Below are 20,282 nucleotides of genomic sequence, written 5' to 3' on the forward strand. Positions count from 1 at the left end.
AAATTTTAAATTAAAGATTATCAGAATCCTAATTTCAATCCAATGTTAAATACACGGGTCAACGGATAATTAGGACGACTGCTTTGGCGAGATTCAGGATCCCCCCAGTTAAAGCCAGTAAAGGTTAACAGATTATAACCGTTCACATACAAACGGCAATTATTCATTTTCAATTTCTTCATAAATGGAAAATCAAAATTATAACCAATCTCTACATTCTTCAGACGAAGGTAACTAGCATTTATCAAGTACAAATCAGTTCCCCGATAGTTATTAGAAGCACTTGAATTAGAAGCGCGGGGAAATTTAGCAGTAAATGAGTCCTCGGAAGAGCGCCATGTATTTTCATATTGATAAAGTAGCAAAGCCTTACTATTAGTATCACCCAATGGACGTCTGAATTCATCCAACATACGATCTACGTTCCACGCTCCCGTCCATTGCATGGAAAAATCAAAGTTTTTCCAACTAAATCCCAAGTTCAAACCTGCTGTATATTCGGGAATATCAGTAAAACCGATATCACGCGTAGCATCGTCACCATCTAATTTTCCATCCTTATTCAAGTCAACAAAAACCGCATCACCTGGTTGCAAAGTAATACCATGGCTAGCAATAGGTATCCCAAATTCCTCTTGATAACGAGCATCAGCTGTTTCGTCATAATATCCCCAGAACTTATACATAGAACGGGAACCAATACGACGTCCTGTTTCATACATCCAAGATTCATTCTGTTCTATTTCATTCTTAAAAATAATTTTATTACGAGCAAACGATAAGTTAAAATTAGCCCAGTAGCGGAAATCATCATTCAATTGTTCATTCCACTTCACTTGTAACTCAAAACCTTTATTTTCCGTTTTACCAACATTTACTACCGGAAGTGTCATACCCAAAATACCTGGCAGATAATCCGGAGTAACTAAAATATCTCTACGCTTTTCAATAAAGTAATCAGCAGATACATTCAAACGCTCATTAAAAGTGCTAAAATCAATACCATAGTTTTGTTTTACAGCAGTCTCCCATTTCGCATCCGGATTAGATTGACTGGCTTCCCATGCACCAGGTTTCTTGTTATTTACATTCTGTCCAAAATAATACCCATCTCCACTTCCATAACTATACTTTCCTGGAATATAAAGAAAGCGGTTGCTGCCCATCTTATCATTACCTACCATACCGACCGCAGCACGAACTTTAAAGTAATTTATCGCCTTTTTTAAAGTAGTAAAGAAAGGTTCTTCACTCACAACCCAACCTATTGAACCTGCTGGGAAAAAACCATAGCGATTGCCCGGAGCAAAGTTTTCAGATCCATTGTATCCTGCATTAAACTCTGCCATATAACGCGTTTTCCAATCGTATGTGACACGACCTACAATACCTACATACCCAGAAGGAATATAGTCATAAGTACCTCCGGGATAGTATTTCTTTGATTGGTTATAAAGTAATAATGCACTGACATTATGATCACCAAATTTACGATTATAATTCAAAGCCAATTCCATATACCAATCACGAGCCTTGCCATAGTCACCATCTCTATAACTGGTTTGACTGTCAGAGCCGCTTTTACGGAAAGAAATTGCACCTTTATCATCAATAACAGGAGTATAACTTGCTTTTGAGGAACTAGCAATCTTGGTGGTAGAATAACTGGAATTATAAGCTCCTTTTAATTTTATTGAAAGCCCTTTAGTTATAAAATCCAGTTTTTGGTCAAGCACCATATCCAAATTCAAGGTATTCGTTGTCATAGTACGGAATCCCTGCCCATAGTAAGCGTTCAATCCATCAACCATATTAAGATTAAGGTATTCTTGATTAGAAACAACCCGATTACCATTTACAATGCCAGCACCTGCAAATGGCACAGCCCAATAGAGATGGCGGAATAACTGATCTTGACTTTCTCCTGATTCTGGTGTACGTTTAGTATCTACACGACCTCCAATATTGACAGATAACAAAGTGGTTTTAGTTACATCAAAATCTAAATTAGCACGATAATTATAACGCTTATAATTGAAATTAAAATCATCGTTCATATCAAACTGTTTGAACATACCATCTTGAGTAAACAGACCTGCAGATACAAAATAACGCATATTACCTGTTCCACCGGAAATATTTACATTATGTTGTGATTGGAATGCAGCCTTATTCATGCAATAGTCAATCCAGTTAATATCCGGATAAAGCAAAGGATTGGTATGATCACGAAAAGCAATCAATTGATCATCAGAAAAAGTAGGAGCTGCACCATCATTTACCATCATCATATTATAATATGAAGCATACTGATAAGAATTAGCAAATTCCAATTCTTTAGTACGGACATTCACACCTGCAGAAGTAGAAAATGAGATTTTAGCCTTACCTTCAGCACCACGCTTCGTTGTAATCAAAATAACACCATTGGCCCCACGTACACCAAATACAGCCGTGGCTGAAGCATCTTTCAAAACAGTTACACTTTCAATTTCATTCGGGTCTATTTGAGACATATCGCGTTCTACTCCGTCTACTTGAATTAACGGTTTAGCATCTTGCCAAGTAGCAACACCACGAACATAGATGTCAGCAGCATCAGCACCTGGTTCACCGGAATATTGTACAGAAGAAATACCTGTGACCTGGCCAGAAAGTATATTGGAAATAGATCCGGCAGGAGTTTTCAACAAATCATCTCCTTTCATAGAAGAAATAGCACCTGTAATAGAAACCTTCTTTTGTACACCGTAAGCCACGACCTCAACCTCGCCCAACATCTGCGAGTCTTCTTCTAATACTATATTAAGACTAATACCCTTTTTAACAGGAACTACTTGTTCCTTATAACCAATAAAACTAAATTGTAACTTACTCCCGACTGGGACATTCAGACTAAAATTGCCATCAATATCGGTAATGACACCAGTAGCCGTACCTACCACCATAACGTTAGCACCAATAATTGGCTCACCGTTTGCATCCTTGACTGTACCAGTCACTTTTACTGTGTTTTGCTGTACACTCTCTAAAGAGGGAACATCTTCACTATATCCCTTTAAGGGAACAGATAAGAACAAAAACAATAAAATTGCAACTGGAAATAATCGACATAGTTTTGGAGCTTGTCGTTTACAGAAATTTTCTTGCTTTTCCATTAGCAATAATTTTAAGATTAAATATATATTAAATTACACTCCCATTTTAATTTCTACAAAAGTTTAAGATCAGGAAAAAAGATAATAGTATCAATTATCTCTCCAGTTCTCTTGCTTACGAATTCAAAAAAGACAGGAACAGGATAAGCGACCTTAAACTGATAAAATCCAGTATTTATTTCCTCATAATAATATGGAGTTGTACCTATTTGGGAAAATTGTACATTAACATTTTCCAAGACCTCACTTCCAACATAAAATAACGTAGTAGCATCCGGATATATATTCTGAGTATAATCAGTATACTCTGATATTTCCGGAGTTACTCTACCATCTGACATTGTATAAGCATACTGTTTCCACCATCCACTCCTTATGCGCTTTTTCAACTCTGCATCACTATATTCAGTTGCAGCTGATAAACTTAAATTGCTGATTGAATCAGATTCAATCAAGCCATCTGCAACAGCTCTTGTGTCAGATATCAATTCCGGCAATACACCTTCATTCAAACCAATCATTGTAGCATCATCACTACACCCTGTAAAGAGACTAAAAGACATCGCAGCTACAAAAAACGCTGCAATCAGTTTACTTTTTTTGCTTTTCATGTTTCTCATTAATTTTAAGATTAAACATACGTTTGCTATTTACAACAAGAACTAAAAACTCTCTATTTTTTCATTCTTGATTGTGACACAAAAGTATGAGACTCCAAGAACAAAGAACCTACTGCAACAGCCCAAGCACATGGTTATTTGTTCCATGAGACATTTATATACGTTAAATGAACCATTCTTCCACATCATTCCTTAAACATTTGAGACTTTTGAAAAACACTATTAAGGCAAGATAACGCATCTATATATCCAATGTCTTCCATCTATATATCCAACGCCTCCCATCTATAGTCCCAACGTCTCCCATCCATATATCCAACGTCCCCCATCTATAGTCCCAACGTCTCCCATCTATATATCCAACACCTCCCATCTATATATCCAATACTGTGAAACACATGAACTTTCCGATACAAAAGTTTCCGAATGAGATAGGATTTATGAAGTATGAAAAAATCTCATACTTACAGTATCGGCTGAAAGCTGAAAACAGTAAAATCATTCCTTCAGAAGATGCTTTCAGCCGGAAAGCCGATGAACAGGCCGATTGACGAGAGATGAAAGAACTGAAAGAGAGCAAGAGAACTTTTCAAGACACATACGAAACTTAAAATAGATCAAAACAAGTAGATAACTAAACCGCACAATAAAACTGCAATAACAACAATCCGTTGACCGAAAGTCATTCTTGCAGCATGAAATATCAAATACCGATTAAGGATACAGCCTATGATTCCGGAACATCATCTTCTACCGTACAATTCGAAGTAAAGCGTTCCAAATATTCGGATGGAAGCATACCGAATTCTTTTTTAAAGCTATTGCTAAAATAGCGCGGGTCATTGTAGCCCACTGCATACGCCAATTCCGAAATGCGGATATGTTTCTGTTCCTCCATAATCCGGCAGGCTGCTTTCATACGAATATTTCGGATGAAAGAGACATAAGAAAGGCCGGTCAAAGACTTCAGTTTCCTGAAGAAAGTGGATTTGGCCATATGCATCTCCTCCAATAACCGTGCCTGATCAAATTCCGGCTCGTCCAAATGCCGGTTCACACAATCAATAGCCCGTTGAAGGAAATCTTCATCAACACTGGTATAATTCAGTTCTTTCGCCTCAAAAACCAATTGCTTCTTGAAATCTTTCCCCATACGCTCGCGACTACGGAGCAGATTGGAGATACGCGCATGAAGGACACTCAGATTAAAAGGCTTACTGATAAAACCGTCAGCACCCGACTCATAGGCTTCAACCCTGTCTTCCTCCTTATTTTTCGCAGTCAGCAAAATTACAGGAATATGAGAAGTCTCAAACTTATTCTTGATGTATTGGCAGAACTCAATGCCATCCATCTCAGGCATCATTACATCTGAAACAATCAGATCAATTTCTTCTTGTTCCACCACCTCTACGGCCTCCTTACCATTATTAGCGGTATGGATGATATAATCCGCCCCCAGCAATTTCGTCATTAGCTGCAGTAGTTCCTCATTATCTTCCACAATCAATAAGGAACGTAATGCTTTGGGTGTAACCGATTCCTCGTTCTCCTCTTCAATATCGTCAGAGATGTCGTCCTTAAACTCTTCAGTCATCAACTCATTCCTCGTCTCCTCCGCATCCGTCGGCAAGCTTTCTTCTATTTCGTCTTCTGCATAAGACATACGGAGAACAGGAAGATTAACTGTAAATACAGTACCTTTCCCCTCTTCGCTTTCCACTGAAATCGTACCATGATGCAGCACAATCAAATCGCGAACCAACGACAAACCGATACCGGTACCAATCGTCTTGAATTTCCGGTAATCTCCTTCATAAAAACGTTTGAAAAGATTCTTCTGAGCCTCCGCCGATATGCCGGGGCCGTTATCTTTCACCACTAAACGTGCTGTTCTATCGTCATTTGCAGACAGTTCCACACTGACCATACCACCGGAACGATTATATTTGGAAGCATTGGAAAGCAAGTTATAAAGTATCTTGTCCAACTTGTCCGGATCAAAATAGGCATTGAACGGTTCAGGCGAACATGAAATGCGGAACTGGATATCTTTTTTCTTCATCAACGGACGGAAACTATCCAGGCTACGATGCACGAACTGCGCAAGGTCACCCTGCGAAACTCTCAGTTTCAGATTTCCCGTTTCAGCCTTACGGAATTCAAGAATCTGCTGCAACAGGCGGATCAGCCGATTGATGTTATTGTTCATCACCCGGTATTGCTCTTTATAGGCCGGCGCTGTACGTTTCAGTTCATCTACTGAAGCAGAAAGAATCGTTAACGGAGTCAGTAGCTCATGAGTAATATTAGTGAAGAACTGTAGCTTGGCATGGTTGACTTCTTCCGCTTTTGCCTGCTCCATTTCACGTAGATGCAAAGCATTCCGCAAGCGGATACGGTTACGTACCACCCGGAAAGTATAATAAATCATGCAACAGATACATATAATATATAAGGTGTAGGCCCACCATGTTTTCCAGGGAGGCGGCAGAATAACAACCTCCATCCGAAGAGTCTCTTCATCCCAGATACCATTAGCATTAGAAGCCTTCAACCGGAAGGTATAAGTTCCGGGCTTCAGGTTATTATAATAGGCAAAACGCTTGGAACCGCCCGTATATTGCCAGTCGGTATCAAAACCTGCCAGTTGATAAGCATATTGATTCCTATCCGGATTAACATACTCCAATGCGGAGAATTCGATACTGAAATTATTATGCCAATAATCCAGTTGTATCTCATCAGCAAAGCCTGGTGAAAGTTGCGAAATTGCCATCCGTTCTTTAACCGGCAGATTCCCCCACGGCTGATTGAAGATTTTAATATCGGTCACTATTACAGAGGAAGAAAAGTTCTGTTCCTGTTGTTTCTCCGGATAAAAACTATTATAGCCCCGATGACCGCCGAAAAACATCTCACCGTCAGCGGCAACCGCCTGGGCACTACGGATAAATATATTATCCTGCAAGCCATCCACCGTAGTATACAAACGGAAAGTTACGTTCTCCATATCGTCCGCAATGGTTAGTTTAATCAATCCGGCATTTGTCCCCAACCACAAATTACCTTCTTTGTCGCTCTGAATGCCGACTACCGCATCGCCCGGCAGATTCCATTTGGCATGTACCGGAAGAAAAGTGTCGGTAGATTCATCATACAAGTTCAATCCACTGCCTCCCGTGCCTACCCAAATACGCCCTTTAGTATCCTTATAAATGCAATCCGCATATACACTGTTAAGTTTCCCGTTCGTCGCAGCATAGTCAGAGACCGTATAATTTCCCTTATCATCACAATGAAGACGAAGAACGCCGTGAGTATTGGATGCCACCCACATATCCCCATCACTTCCTTCAGTAAGATACATGGTATGTACATTTTTCATCAGACTGCTCCCAACCTGCAAATTGTCAAACCGCACTGCTTTCCCATCAGCCGTACGCATCGAAACTCCGTTACGCGTAGCAAACCATAAGTTATGTTTGGAATCCTCATAAATATAAAAGACACAAGAACCTGCCAGCCAATCCACATCCTGGGCATAATAGTTTTTCACTCTCTGTGCCACCGGTGCGTGCTTATCCACTTCATAAACCCCGCCATCGTAGGCTGCAATCCAGATATGCCCTGTAACGGAGTGTTGCATCATCGACATTACCGTGGAGATTCCATGATATCGAGCAAACTCAGGCATCTGGGTGTAATAAGTAAACTTCCCGGTCTGCCGGTCCTTCACTCCCAGCCCATAAGTTCCTATTCCCAACCAAAGCAGTCCTTCATCATCCAAGAGGATACTGCGGACAGAAGTGGTTTTCAGCATCCGTTTCACTTCCAGCAGTTGGTCCCAATAAAAATCAGCCTTTCGGGTGCTGACTTTATTGACTCCTCCGCCAATCATACCTACCCACATCAGTCCCTGACGGTCACGCAAAAGAGAAGCCACTTCATCACTTGCGATAGAACTGTCTGATTCGCTGGGATAATAATTGCTAAAAGCCTCAGCACCTGTATAATTGTCTGTCAATGGAAGTACACTCAACCCTCTGCGGGTTCCTACCCACAAAGAATGAGTATTAAGATCTTCAGACAAAGTATAGATTATATTATCTGAAATGCTGGCAGGATTCTTTTCATCATAACGGTAAGTAATCCAAGTCGTTTTATCCGGCTGATAAGCATCTTTCAATAAAACTAAACCACCACGCCAGGTTCCCACCCAGATGTTTTTTCTACTGTCTTGAAATACATAATGAGCTGAATTTTGCGCATTCATCTGCGGATATCTGAAATACTTACCGGTTTTCTTCTCATAGCGATACAGCCCAGCGTCCCATGTTCCAATCCAGATATCTCCCCGGTCATCTTCAAACAACGACTTTATGGCGGTTCTGGGCATCACATTGCCCGTATTCTCACCACCGTAACATAAAAAATCATCCGTATCCTCCTGATATTCATATACTCCCCAGTCTGTTGCAAACAGAATTCGTTCGTCACCGGTTATTAAGATTTGAGGAATACTATTGCCGTTCATCTCCGGATTGTCAATTTTCCGTATCACTCCTGTTTTCTTATCCAGGACATTTAGCCCGCTATAAGTACCAATCCAAAGGCGATGTTTAGTATCCTCCGCTACACAGAACACATTATTATTGGTCAACAAATCAACCCGGAAAAGATTGGATTTATAAGTGGTAAGTGAATAGCCATCATACTGAAAAAGTCCGTTACGGGTAGATATCCAGATATATCCGTCGCGATCCTGATAGACAGATTGCACATCTTTACTGGGCAGACTGTTCAGTATAGACGAGGACTTAAACATTAAAGAGTTCGATTTAGGCGTTGCTATGGCCTGGCACATCAAAGGGAAAAATATTCCAAAACAAAAGATAATACTCCGGACTTTTTCTTTCATAGTAAGCATTGCCTCCATAGGTGATTCGGAATTAATGTAATTAATAACGCCCGGCAAATATACATAAATATATCTAAAACTATCTTATTCCTTGGTAATATTATATTTCAACCCGAAAAAGGCCGGGTAGGGTCAAAAAAATGACATTGGTCTAAAATTCCCCTCTTTTGACCTCAAAATGGGCATTCTGATTCCCCGAAAAGCATTTTCTTTGCAACAGAGAAAAAACAAAAATATTCCCACCATGTAATACACAAGTAATGATGAAAACCGTATTTTCTAAAATGACCGGAGGATTATTACTGTTTGCTTTATTATTTTCTATAAAAGTAAACGCATCCTCATCACAGACCGCAAACGATTCTGTATTTCACTTAGTACGCCCGGATTATCATCTGAGCCCTCTTACCGGAATGACACGCCAGCATTGGCTGGATGCCGCCACCTATCTGTTGGACGGAGCATTCAGTTATATCCACACGTTGGACGATCCGATGCACTTTCCCAAGCAGCCGGGCAAGAGTTATCCGACCGACGGAAAGCCCAACAAGACTGAGAACCTGGAAGGTCTTTGCCGCACCATGTTCGTAGCCATTCCCCTGTTGAAAGAAAATCCCGCTTTAGAACTGAACGGGATTAAAGTAGGAGATTACTATCGGCAGCAGTTACGCAATATGAGTGATCCATCGAAACCCGGATATATCCAGCATCTTAAAGGAGGGCCGAGCCAGACACTCGTCGAATTCGGGGCACTTGCCCTATCGCTGACCGTGATGCCGGAAATTATCTGGGAACCACTGACACAGCAAGAAAAAGACGCTCTTGCAGCCCTGATGCTCAGTTATGGTAACGGCCCGACAATCGGTTCGAACTGGCGTTTCTTTAACATATTTGTGATGTCCTTCTTCAAGGATCATGGCTATGCAATCAAAGACGATTATCTGAATGAATTACTTCAAAAGTCATTGGACCAGTACCGTGGTTGCGGTTGGTATAATGATAGTCCGGCCTACGATTATTACAGTATGTGGGCTTTCCAGATGTATGGCATGATTTGGGCACATTACTACGGAGATAAATTTAATCCGGAAGCCGGGCGTCAGTTTGTTGATAACTTCCGCGATTTGGTTCCCAACTACCCGTATATGTTTGCCGAAGACGGTAAGATGAATATGTATGGACGCAGCATCACTTACCGCATAGCAACCGTCATTCCTTTCCCATTGATGGGGTGGCTCAACGATCCATCCATCAATTACGGCTGGATGCGTCGAATCGCTTCTTCTACCATACTTCAGTTTCTCGAAAATCCCGCATTGATGAAAGACCGCGTTCCTACTTTGGGATTCTATGGCGCCTTCGAACCTGCCGTACAGATATACAGTTGCCGTGGCAGTGTATACTGGATGGGAAAAGCATTTCTGGGATTACTGTTGCCTGCCGACAATCCGTTTTGGACAGCTGTAGAAAACAATGGAGCTTGGGAGAAAGAGCTAAAACCGGGTAAGGTATACAACAAATTCATGGAAGGGTCGAACACACTGGTGACCAACTATCCCAACAGCGGTAGTTCCGAAATACGTGCATGGTGCCATGAAACGGTTGCCAAGGACTGGCAGAAATTCCGTTCGACCGAGAATTACAATAAGTTGTCCTACAATACGGCATTCCCCTGGATGGCAGACAGCCCCGATGGAAAAGTATCAATGAACTATGCCATTTTGAATGCCAAACAACAATGGGAAGTGCTTCGCCTCTATACTTTCAGAAAGTTCGAAGACGGCATCTATTACCGGGATGCAGAACTTGAAACCAATCCTGAAATCAAATTCCGCCTGGCAGACATCCCGCTTCCCAACGGCATTCTCCGCGTAGACAAAGTGTCCTTCCCTATCAGTGCCCAACTACGTTATGGGCATTATTCTCTGCCGGAATTGGACAAGCCCGTCGTTACCAAGGAGAGAAAGATAGGAGAACATACAGTTTACTGCACTGATAACGGTGCCTATCAGACAGCCCTCGTCAATCTTCAAGGCTGGACAGAAGTTGAATTCGTGCAAACAGAAGGGCTGCATCCGGTAAGCGATAAATGTTCCGTAATCAATGCAGCGACCACCCATTCCGGTGAACAGATTTTCATAACGCTGCAATTGTGGAAAAAGAGTGGCAAATCGTTCACGAAAAAGGAACTGACGCCCGTGAAGTCTTTTGAACAGAATGGGGATACGGTAATCATCCATTTTTCCGATGGCACAGTGAAGACAGTATCTTTCCCCTGATGCCGGTTCGGAAGGAATGGTTATCTTTGCCCAAAAGCGAAGATAAGCTGCATCTCAGCATAACTTTTTCATGCAAGCATGAAAGTTCTGCTTTCGGTTTGCATTATCTTTGCCGACCTAAAACAGTACAATCATGGCAGGCATTTATATACATATTCCTTTTTGCAAGACTCGTTGCATCTATTGCGATTTCTACTCCACCACCCGTTCGGAACTGAAGCCGCGTTATATCCGTGCCCTTTGCCGCGAACTTACGGAGCGTAAAGAATATCTGAAAGGAGAAGCCGTCGAAACGATTTATTTCGGCGGCGGAACTCCTTCGCAATTGTCAGAAGAGGACTTTAAGGAGATTTTCAAAACTATCGAGCAGGTTTATGGAATGAAAGAGGCAAAGGAAATAACCCTTGAAGCAAATCCGGATGACCTTACGGAAGAATATACCGGGATGCTTTCTACACTGCCTTTCAACCGCATCAGCATGGGAATACAAACCTTTGACGACACCACCCTGCAATTGCTCAACAGGCGGCATAATGCTGCGCAAGCCATCGAAGCCGTGGGACGTTGCCGTCGCGCAGGTTTCCGAAATATCAGTATCGACCTTATCTACGGCCTGCCGGGAGAAACCGATGAGCGTTGGAAGCGAGACTTGCAACAGGCTGTCAGCCTTGAAGTCGAGCATATCTCCGCCTACCACCTTACGTACGAGGAAGGAACTCCCATCTATTCCATGCTACAATCCCACCGCATCCGCGAAGTGGATGAAGAAAGTAGCGTACATTTCTTTTCCGCACTGATAGACGCACTGACTGCCGCCGGATATAAACATTACGAGATTTCCAACTTCTGCAAACCCGGAATGTATTCCCGGCATAATACATCCTATTGGCGGGGAATTCCTTATCTGGGATGCGGTCCTTCGGCACATTCGTTCAACACCCTTACAAGGGAATGGAACGTCGCGTCTTTAGAGAAGTATATGCGCTCCATCGAAGAAGGGCACCGGGAATTTGAAACCGAATACCGTGACATTGCTACCCGCTATAACGAATGTATCATGACGGCTATCCGCACAATGTGGGGAGTACCGATGCAATATGTAGAGCAAACATTCGGCACAGAGTTGTGGCAATACTGTATGGATATGGCATCCCCCTATCTGAAAAGCGGCAAGCTGGAACTAAAAGATGATTACCTGTGCCTGACACGAGAGGGTATATTTACATCAGACGGTATTATCAGTGACTTGATGTTTGTTGAAGAATAGAATATAAAAAAGCCGCATCCATCCCGGATACGGCTTTTTTCAAAGCAATTAATGTAAAAGTCACAAACCAATAATAATTCAGTCTGTACTTTCCGTCAGATGAGTTTGCATAACAATGTCAGTTGCAGTACCATAGCCTCCCTTATAAGTACTACTCGAAGGAGTCCCGGTAAATGCTCCATAATAAAATCCATCCACATGTTGTCCTTGCCATGTACCATTATCAGCAAAAACAAAAATCATATTATAATTTTCATCTGTAGCTATAGGAGCAACATATTGCACCGTTGTTCCCCATCCAAGCGTTCCGACATTGTCATAAGCACACAGATAGACTTTGTATGGGTCTATATCTCCTAAATATTGTCCAAATGAAACGACCAAATGACCTTCACTATAAGTTGCCAGAAAAGCTGCATCCACCGGCATCCCCTTTGTTGTCAGCTGGTATACATTGGCCTCTCCTGTAGACTCCACTTTACAAAGTGCAGCATATCGCTTACCACCATTCGTAAACAGCATATCATAAACACCATTCAGATTCATTTGTGTGAATTCTGCGGTATATGCCACACTACCATCGTCAATAACCACTGTACTTGTCCTATATCCTCCATCCTGAATAGCCGGTGCAGTAAATATTATCTGATTTTCATCCTTCCGGTAGGTAATCCATTGGGGTACTGTCACTTTAACATCCCGTTTTGTATCCAAGGAAAAAGTAGCATCTCCTCCTGCCGGTGCAAATGTTACATCTTTCAGGTCACAAATAAAGGTATCACCTAACTGTGTAACAGGAACTTCCGTCCTTGCATTGGCAGAGCGAATAGTAACCATCGTTGTACGACTTGAAATTGAAGTGTTCAAGTCTACCGATAAGCTGATATCCTGATCTGATACAGATATATGGCACCATGAATCAGCCGCAGTCGCCTCCACCGCTGAAGTAGCAAGTACCTTTATTAAACCGGTACCGCCTTTATACGTAAACTGGGCATCTGTGCTTATTACAGTCAACTCAGGACTTTTTACCGCGTCATCATCATCACCGCACCCCACAACCATTGTGCAAAGTGCCAGAATTAATATATTAATAATCTTTTTCATACAGTTTATCCATTTACTTATTCTTAATCATGCTCAAAGGTCCGGTATACCGGGAAGTTCCCCATTTTTTAAATTCACCGACATACTCATTACCTTTCATTTCCCATACTATGAGTGAATTAACTTCATGATCAGCCCAAACACCATAACTTTCTAAATCTATTATAATATCCTCCGCATTCGCTCTTGGCTTACTTGCAACCCCGAGTGCAGTATTTTTAAATAAATTACCGGTAGTGGCATCCCAAGCACACAGCCATACCTCATTATTACCGGTATTACCCACTTTCTGTGACATAATTCGAATTCCTCCAGCACTCTTATCGTAGTTTACCAACAGTTTGTAATTCGGATTAAATCCGGCCATCAGGAAAGATGTCTGACTATCCTCTTCAAGGGTCACCGGTATTCTTCCTCCAGCATACACAAAGTCCCATGCTCCCAGGAAGTCCTTGTACTTCATATATCCCTCCGGCAATTCATTTGCCGTGAGCTTAACATCGGTGGCTCCCTGATCAGTACAAGTAAACGTTTTAGTCGCACTATCCCACGTGAAATTTTCCAATGTCTTCCCCATCACTTCTATCGGTTCATAGAATTTAATACCGGTAGCAGTGAAAATATACGGTCCCGATACTGACTCCGTCTTCTCGCCTTCAGTCTCATAACTGAAAAGAAATACATGGTCTTCCATCGGAACGATAAACGTCTTTCCACCAATATTGGCCGTATATGTGGTTGTGAACGTTTCTTTCGACAACTTAACCGTTTTATCCAAAAGCGTCATCGGAGGTTCAGTCAGACGCGTCATTTTTATGACATTATTTGTCTTTTTTCCTCTAAGAATAATTTCATTATCGGTATGCGACCGAAATATAAATTCATAATCGCCCTCATACCCTTTACCTTTTCCGCCTCCATCTATGATGTCCGGATCAGAAAAATGATGGAACAATTCATTATATGTATCAAAGTTTAATGTCGGGCCTATATCTTTTTTCAAGGAATAAAGACTGGTTACTTCTTTCTCAGCCTCCTCAAATGCATCAGTAGATACTGTAACCTGATCACCATCTTTAAATTTCATAGTAAAAAGATACCCTCCATAGGCTTGGGTAGACGAAGGATAATATTCCATAGCCCACCCATATTCTGCACTTTTCAATAAAGCCTGATACTCAGCCAATGCTTTCTCTACACGCACCGATGATGGTTCATCAAATACGTCGTCCACATCCTGAACACACGAACTCAGAAGTATGGAGAAAACAAAAAATGTATATATTATTTTTTTCATATTTCAATTATTAAATATTATCCAAATCGAGTTCACTTATCTCAGCACAACGCCTGCTAATTACACTACGCAGCTGTTCAATATCAATACTCCAAGATTCTTTCATATACTTCCTTACGATATCCAGTTTCTGGTAAATGATGGCACTCCCTTTATCACCGGCGAGTGCTATTACCTCGTCCCATTGCTCAGCTGGATAAGTCAGGTAACAGGCTGTTACTTCAGCAATATCTTCACGGGGCTGGCTACCGGCATACGGCGTGACAAATCCCAGTGGAGCAACAGTTTCAAGACTACGGTTTTGCCATCCTGTAGGCACATAGTTTCCGGCACTGATTTTATCAAACTCTACCGTATAGACCTTCTTCTGATGCAAGATATGTGCAAACTCATGGTGCATCACCTTAAAATAATATTCATTCAACTCATTCACATTAGTGGGGTCAAGCCAATTTCCCATATAAAGAGTTACTTTCAACCCTCCTTCCGCGGTTCCTAAAGTATAAGTTGTTTTATCCCATGATGCCGAACCTATAAGATGAATCACTTTAGGGGCATTGGCACGTGTAAAGTCAATACCTCCCACTTCATCATAAACTTCCAGCCAGGCATGTTTCACAATCTTAGCCAGTTTGACACTAAGTTTAAAATCCGTAGGAACCAAATTATGCGAATAGTCAGATTCGATATGCTCCATCCTATAGATGAAATCAATATTATAGGTATCCACATAGTTTACTTTCAGCCATTTGTCAAAGGCATTACGTTCTGCCTCCGAAGTATCAAAAATACTATTATCCTTATCCGGCTCATTGTCGTCACAGGCAGAGAAACCCATTCCGAATATAAGCATCAATATATATATATACCAATTTTTCATAAATCTTCGTTTTTTAGCGGTTTAATTATCTGGGATTTCTTTCCATACCGGCTGATACAACTGCTGCCGGTATCTGTATAGCTTTTCTCAAATCGTGAGATTCCAGTACAATAGGAGATTCTCCATAAAGTTCACGCGTAATTTTAAGGCCAAAACGCTTGATATCCAGCCACCGTTCACCTTCATGAACTGTTTCTATACGACGGGCATGTATCACGGCTTTCAACAGATTGGTCTGCAAGCCCGACTCTATATCAAATTTCGGATTCAACGGCTTTCCGTTTGTGTTCGGGTCCACAGTTGATTCATAAAAAGTGTTCAGACTTTCCATATCCGGTATTTGCGGTGCTACTTTAGCTTTGCACCAATACTGCAGGTCTCTCACCCCTTTATCATATTGCTTAGCCAATATATAAGCCTCAGCACGGTTCAGAAGCGTTTTGTCACTGGTGAAAGCAAATATCACTTGTCGGTAATAACCGGTATTCAACACGGCATTGGTCGTTTCGAATATAGCATCCATTTTCGGAACAAAGATAGACTGATCTCCATATCCCAAAACTTTATCATAGGCCATAAGATGTCCCCATGCAGCAGGCGACCAGATAGTTTCCTCTTGGCACAATGTCCGGTTATGCCCATATCTCTGATTGGTATATTGAGTTCCCCAATTTGAAAGTGCCCCTATCAGCATCAGGTTGGCCGGTTCATCTTTATCAATAAAAGCTAACGTATATTCTTTAGAACTGGGAAACTGACTATATCCGTCCATATTCCGTAATAAACTACCGGGATCTTCGCCAATAGCCTCCGTAGCATATTTTATCGCCTTCTCATATTGATTGTAGAACAGATTGAACTGGGCTGCAAATGAGTATGCCGCTCTTTTGTTAAAATGATAGAGCGGAACAGCATACGCTTCATCACTGATCAAAGGAAGAGCCTCTTCGATGTCTTTATTTATCTTCTCATAAGTCTCTTTTAAAGTTCCTCTTTCATACTTGACGCCAATAGAAGTTCCCGGAGCGGTCATATAAGGTACACCTAAATCCTTATCGGCATCATTGCCATAAGCCATACAGAAAACATTAGTCAACAAGAAATGCCCGTAAGCACGGCAAATCAACGCTTCCCCCTTATATGGCAACGCTTCTTCCGGCTCACCCAATTCCCGAATGGCAACCAAAGCCTGATTAGCAGCTGCAATTATCATATAACATCCATCCCACATATAGCCAGGAGTATCCTGATCAACGTCAGTTATATCTTCCCAACGAAACGACTGTATCATTTTGTTATTCGGCAAGCTATATTTATCTCCATTATCCTGCCGGTTATCCGACATCATTTCTTCCATCAGTAGTGGAGAAGATTTTGGATAGGCAGACACCAAAAGGTCTTTTACCTTTTGCAAAGAATTTACTTCGGCACGCTTGTCAGGCATTGTATCCAGAAAGCCGTCACAAGAAGTGATACTTCCCAAAAGAACAGCCAGCAGAGATATAATTATTATTTTTGTTTTCATAAGTTTTGATATTTAGAATCCTAATCTTAAAGTTAATGTAAACTGTTTGGGCACAGGAGCCGACACACCACCCGAACGGAAAAATTCAGGATCCTGTCCGTTCAATTTTGAGTCTGCATAAAGCAAAAATAAGTTGGTGGCCTGTAGTTTCACTGAAGCATTGCTGATAGCTGTTCCTTTCAAAAGAGAGCGTGGGAAATCATAAGAGAGGGACACTTCCTTCAACCGGATAAAATCACCTTTGGCAATGCGGGCAGTTGAATAGTTATAGGCATTGTAACCATAATTCAGATTGCCATACTGCTTATTTTCAAACGAGCTGGCTATGACCGGAATATCGGTATACATCTCGTCACCCGGCAGTCTCCAACGATTCTTAAAATCCTTCTGGGTTGCATCCAAATCACTGTAAGAACTCTTGAATGCAGGATCAAGCCGTACTTTATTTCCTGCGGAATAAGTGATGAATACATTCAGACGGAAGTTCTTATACGTGAAAATATTACCAAAACTACCGGTTATGGTGGGATCTGACGGACCTTCATATTTCAGGAAATCGACATTCTCCGACTCCTGGAAATTCAAGGAACCATAATTCTTCTTGGTTATCTTCTTGTCACCAAACATAAAGGTCGGGAACCCATCTTCATCAAGTCCTTCAAAAGGAATAGAGAACAATCCTCTTGAGGGATAGCCTTCGCGTGCAAAACCTACTCCGGCAATAAGAGAAAATACGGTCGAACGGGATTTAAAATCAGTAACTTCCGTCTTGCTATACCCGAAAATAAAATCGGTAGACCACTTAAAGTCTTTTGTTTCAATGTTTCTGGTGGACAAAGACGCCTCAAAACCATGAGATTTCATAGAAGCGACATTGGCATAACGCTGAGTCTGCCCTTCCACTCCCTGTGTAGTAGTAATACCAATCAAATCGTAATTATCACGCTTATACCAAGCTGCTTCCACATTAATCCGGTTATCAAGAAATCCCATATCCAAACCGATATTCAACTCATGTTTCTTCTCATAAGTCAAATCAGAATTTTCCAAATCTTCTATTTTCAGACCCGATTCCGCTACACCTGCCGACGGACGCCAAGGGGTATAACTCTGGATGATTACCAAAGAATTGGATACATTGCTCGGACCGACATCCGCCGTCAAACTATAAGAAGCCTTCAAGGTGAAATGTGATAAAGCAGGTTCTAAATCTTTAAAGAATTCTTCCTCATGCATATTCCATGCACCCGCAATGTTCCAAGTAGGCAACCAGCGTGCCGAGCGGGACTTACCCAAGCGATTGGACCCTTCATAACGTCCTGTTCCCGTCAAAGTATAGCGTCCTTTATAAGAATAAGTTGCCGTTCCGAAGAAAGCCACATTTCTCTTTTTAGTATTACTCAAACTATAATAATCGGAGTTACCTTCACGCATTTTCTTAAATGCAAGATAATCAAAAAACGGAATTTCCCCATTGTCATATTGCATCCCCCAACCATCAAAGTTGTTACTGGAACGGTCTTGAGCATTTGCCTCCATACCGCCATAAACATTTACGATATGGGTGTCTTTGAAAACATCATTCCATGATACAGCAGCACGGAAGTCATAGCTCAACATCTTATATTGAGTGGTATTATAGAAACCACCCTTAGGAAGAATGGTTACCGGCAATGCATAAGGATCATCAGGGTTTTTATAAAGCCATGAATTACTATTGATAATAGTGGCATCACCCATAGCACGGTAAGCCAAAGCCTGGTTCGAATTTTCCCGTATCTTATGTTCTTGTGAAGTTGAGGAATATTTCAACGCTCCTAAAGCACTGACTTCCAGTTTAGGTAAAATCTTCCATCTCATTTCGCCCTGAAATTTCAGGTCTACTACATCCAATGAAATGTTGTTTGTATTCAATTCATTGAAGATGTTAAAGTCCGAATAGTTACGCATATAATAGGTATTGGCGTCCAATGTCCTGGAAGTGTTCAATGCATAACTATAAGGGTTAATATCAAATCCACGTGTAACCTCACCCCGGACAGCATCCATACTTTGTCCCAATGTGCCGGGAGCTTCCTGCTTACGATAAGATGCATTGGCAATCACATTAAGAGAAAGATTCTTCAGTATGTTATAGCTATTATTCAGATTGGCCGTATAGCGCTGCACTTTGTTTTTAATCATCCATCCCGGATCATTCATAGCACTTACCGACACATAAGAGGTTGACTTTTCATTTCCCATTGCATAACTGACTGAATGGTTCATCATAATAGAATTACTGAAAAGCATGTCAAACCAGTCGGTATTTCTCATTTCAGCTTCACGCAGGTATTCATTCTGTGCTTCAGGCGTGTGAGCAAGTCCAAACTGTCCGTTCGTTTTGTCATACCAGTTGTTCAATTGAAACATTTTGCCATACACGCCACTGTTGGAAGCCCGATATACACTTGCGAAGTTAAGCCATCCTTTATCTCTCATTTCCTGATAAATTCCCATCTGATCCTGAGAGTTCATCAAATTAAATTCACGGTAAGAAGGCTTCATTCTCATTGTAAATTCCCCCGTATAGCTTAGTTTGCTGGTCCCGACTTTACCTCTTTTAGTGGTAACAACAATCACACCAGCCATAGCACGTGCTCCGTAGATAGACGTAGCCGAACCATCTTTTAGTATCTGGAAACTCTCAATATCATCGGCATTTAGCCCGGCTATAGCAGAACTGATCAGAGTCACGGCATCACCCGATGAAAGCTGGTCGGCACTCACCTCCACAACATCATCCATAATAACACCATCGACCACCCACAAGGGTTTTGAATTACCATAGATTGACGTAGCACCACGTACACGAATTTTAGGTGCGGTACCGAATGTACCCGAAACATTTTGTACCGATACTCCCGCAGAGCGTCCTTCCAAGCCACGGCTAATATCAGCTAAACCATCCAGTTTGACATCTGCCGCTGTTAACCTGTCAGCAGCTCCTGTAAACAAACGTTTATCGACTTTAGTCATACCAGTAATAACGACCTCATCAAGTACTTCTGCATCCGGCTTCAACAGAACCTTTATTAATCCAGTTTTAATAGGAACATCTTGTGTTTGCATGCCAACGAAAGAGATCTGCAGAGTTCTCGCAGAACTTGGAATATTTTATTTAATCTGTCCAAATATCTCCTTTTATTTTATTAAAATTATATTGTTTCAACTAATGTTTTTAAGTAA

At 41.4% G+C, this 20,282-nt stretch carries 11 protein-coding genes; 3 read left to right on the forward strand and 8 right to left on the reverse strand.

The features are described from left to right. Nucleotides 1-20: 20 nt before the first annotated feature. Nucleotides 21-3,158 carry a SusC/RagA family TonB-linked outer membrane protein gene (locus BUC01_RS07700; protein ID WP_025831440.1) on the reverse strand — a complete coding sequence of 1,046 codons (3,138 nt, stop codon included), beginning with the start codon at nucleotides 3,156-3,158 and terminating at the stop codon, nucleotides 21-23. Nucleotides 3,159-3,211: 53 nt separating this feature from the next. Beyond that, nucleotides 3,212-3,769: a hypothetical protein gene (locus tag BUC01_RS07705; RefSeq protein WP_081795780.1), complete on the reverse strand. Its 558-nt coding sequence runs from the start codon at nucleotides 3,767-3,769 to the stop codon at nucleotides 3,212-3,214. Nucleotides 3,770-4,176: 407 nt separating this feature from the next. On the opposite strand from BUC01_RS07705, the gene BUC01_RS25435 reads away from it, so the two are divergent. Continuing rightward, nucleotides 4,177-4,329 (forward strand): hypothetical protein, encoded by a 153-nt coding sequence (locus BUC01_RS25435; RefSeq protein WP_175560870.1) that lies wholly within the window; start codon nucleotides 4,177-4,179, stop codon nucleotides 4,327-4,329. A gap of 176 nt (nucleotides 4,330-4,505) precedes the next feature. Here the strand turns inward: BUC01_RS25435 and BUC01_RS07710 are convergent, their stop codons facing one another. Beyond that, nucleotides 4,506-8,717 carry a hybrid sensor histidine kinase/response regulator transcription factor gene (locus tag BUC01_RS07710; protein ID WP_073313250.1) on the reverse strand — a complete coding sequence of 1,404 codons (4,212 nt, stop codon included), beginning with the start codon at nucleotides 8,715-8,717 and terminating at the stop codon, nucleotides 4,506-4,508. Nucleotides 8,718-8,959: 242 nt separating this feature from the next. Here BUC01_RS07710 and BUC01_RS07715 point away from each other — a divergent pair, with 242 nt between their 5' ends. Together BUC01_RS07715 and hemW are read left to right on the forward strand one after the other, a co-directional pair. Beyond that, nucleotides 8,960-10,978 carry a DUF2264 domain-containing protein gene (locus BUC01_RS07715; RefSeq protein WP_139261827.1) on the forward strand — a complete coding sequence of 673 codons (2,019 nt, stop codon included), beginning with the start codon at nucleotides 8,960-8,962 and terminating at the stop codon, nucleotides 10,976-10,978. A gap of 133 nt (nucleotides 10,979-11,111) precedes the next feature. Beyond that, on the forward strand, nucleotides 11,112-12,245 hold the full coding sequence (gene hemW, locus BUC01_RS07720) for a radical SAM family heme chaperone HemW (RefSeq protein WP_025831437.1): 1,134 nt from the start codon (nucleotides 11,112-11,114) through the stop codon (nucleotides 12,243-12,245). 78 nt (nucleotides 12,246-12,323) lie between these two features. Here hemW and BUC01_RS07725 read toward each other — a convergent pair whose 3' ends face one another. From BUC01_RS07725 to BUC01_RS07745, 5 genes are read right to left on the reverse strand one after another with little or no spacing between them, the layout of a single operon-like run. After that, the gene (locus BUC01_RS07725; RefSeq protein WP_025831436.1) at nucleotides 12,324-13,352 is read right to left on the reverse strand and encodes a BACON domain-containing protein; all 1,029 of its coding nucleotides are present in this window, start codon (nucleotides 13,350-13,352) and stop codon (nucleotides 12,324-12,326) included. Nucleotides 13,353-13,365: 13 nt separating this feature from the next. Further along, entirely contained in the window at nucleotides 13,366-14,649 is a 1,284-nt protein-coding gene (locus BUC01_RS07730; protein WP_025831435.1) for a DUF4302 domain-containing protein, read from the reverse strand. A gap of 10 nt (nucleotides 14,650-14,659) precedes the next feature. Then, nucleotides 14,660-15,529: a zinc-binding metallopeptidase gene (locus BUC01_RS07735; protein WP_025831434.1), complete on the reverse strand. Its 870-nt coding sequence runs from the start codon at nucleotides 15,527-15,529 to the stop codon at nucleotides 14,660-14,662. A 25-nt stretch (nucleotides 15,530-15,554) separates the two neighbouring features. Further along, entirely contained in the window at nucleotides 15,555-17,054 is a 1,500-nt protein-coding gene (locus BUC01_RS07740; RefSeq protein WP_025831433.1) for a RagB/SusD family nutrient uptake outer membrane protein, read from the reverse strand. A gap of 12 nt (nucleotides 17,055-17,066) precedes the next feature. Then, on the reverse strand, nucleotides 17,067-20,207 hold the full coding sequence (locus BUC01_RS07745) for a SusC/RagA family TonB-linked outer membrane protein (RefSeq protein WP_073313252.1): 3,141 nt from the start codon (nucleotides 20,205-20,207) through the stop codon (nucleotides 17,067-17,069). Between the last annotated feature and the right edge of the window lie 75 nt (nucleotides 20,208-20,282).

Origin of the sequence: Bacteroides stercorirosoris, assembly GCF_900142015.1 — a bacterium.
Classification (GTDB): domain Bacteria; phylum Bacteroidota; class Bacteroidia; order Bacteroidales; family Bacteroidaceae; genus Bacteroides; species Bacteroides stercorirosoris.

Bases quoted from the DNA above. Each gene is read 5' to 3' on its own strand.
- BUC01_RS07740 (WP_025831433.1), bottom strand. From the start codon at position 17,054: ATGAAAACAAAAATAATAATTATATCTCTGCTGGCTGTTCTTTTGGGA.
- BUC01_RS07725 (WP_025831436.1), bottom strand. From the start codon at position 13,352: ATGAAAAAGATTATTAATATATTAATTCTGGCACTTTGCACAATGGTT.
- BUC01_RS07700 (WP_025831440.1), bottom strand. From the start codon at position 3,158: ATGGAAAAGCAAGAAAATTTCTGTAAACGACAAGCTCCAAAACTATGT.
- BUC01_RS07730 (WP_025831435.1), bottom strand. From the start codon at position 14,649: ATGAAAAAAATAATATATACATTTTTTGTTTTCTCCATACTTCTGAGT.
- BUC01_RS25435 (WP_175560870.1), top strand. From the start codon at position 4,177: ATGAACTTTCCGATACAAAAGTTTCCGAATGAGATAGGATTTATGAAG.
- BUC01_RS07715 (WP_139261827.1), top strand. From the start codon at position 8,960: ATGATGAAAACCGTATTTTCTAAAATGACCGGAGGATTATTACTGTTT.
- BUC01_RS07735 (WP_025831434.1), bottom strand. From the start codon at position 15,529: ATGAAAAATTGGTATATATATATATTGATGCTTATATTCGGAATGGGT.
- BUC01_RS07705 (WP_081795780.1), bottom strand. From the start codon at position 3,769: ATGAAAAGCAAAAAAAGTAAACTGATTGCAGCGTTTTTTGTAGCTGCG.
- hemW (WP_025831437.1), top strand. From the start codon at position 11,112: ATGGCAGGCATTTATATACATATTCCTTTTTGCAAGACTCGTTGCATC.
- BUC01_RS07710 (WP_073313250.1), bottom strand. From the start codon at position 8,717: ATGGAGGCAATGCTTACTATGAAAGAAAAAGTCCGGAGTATTATCTTT.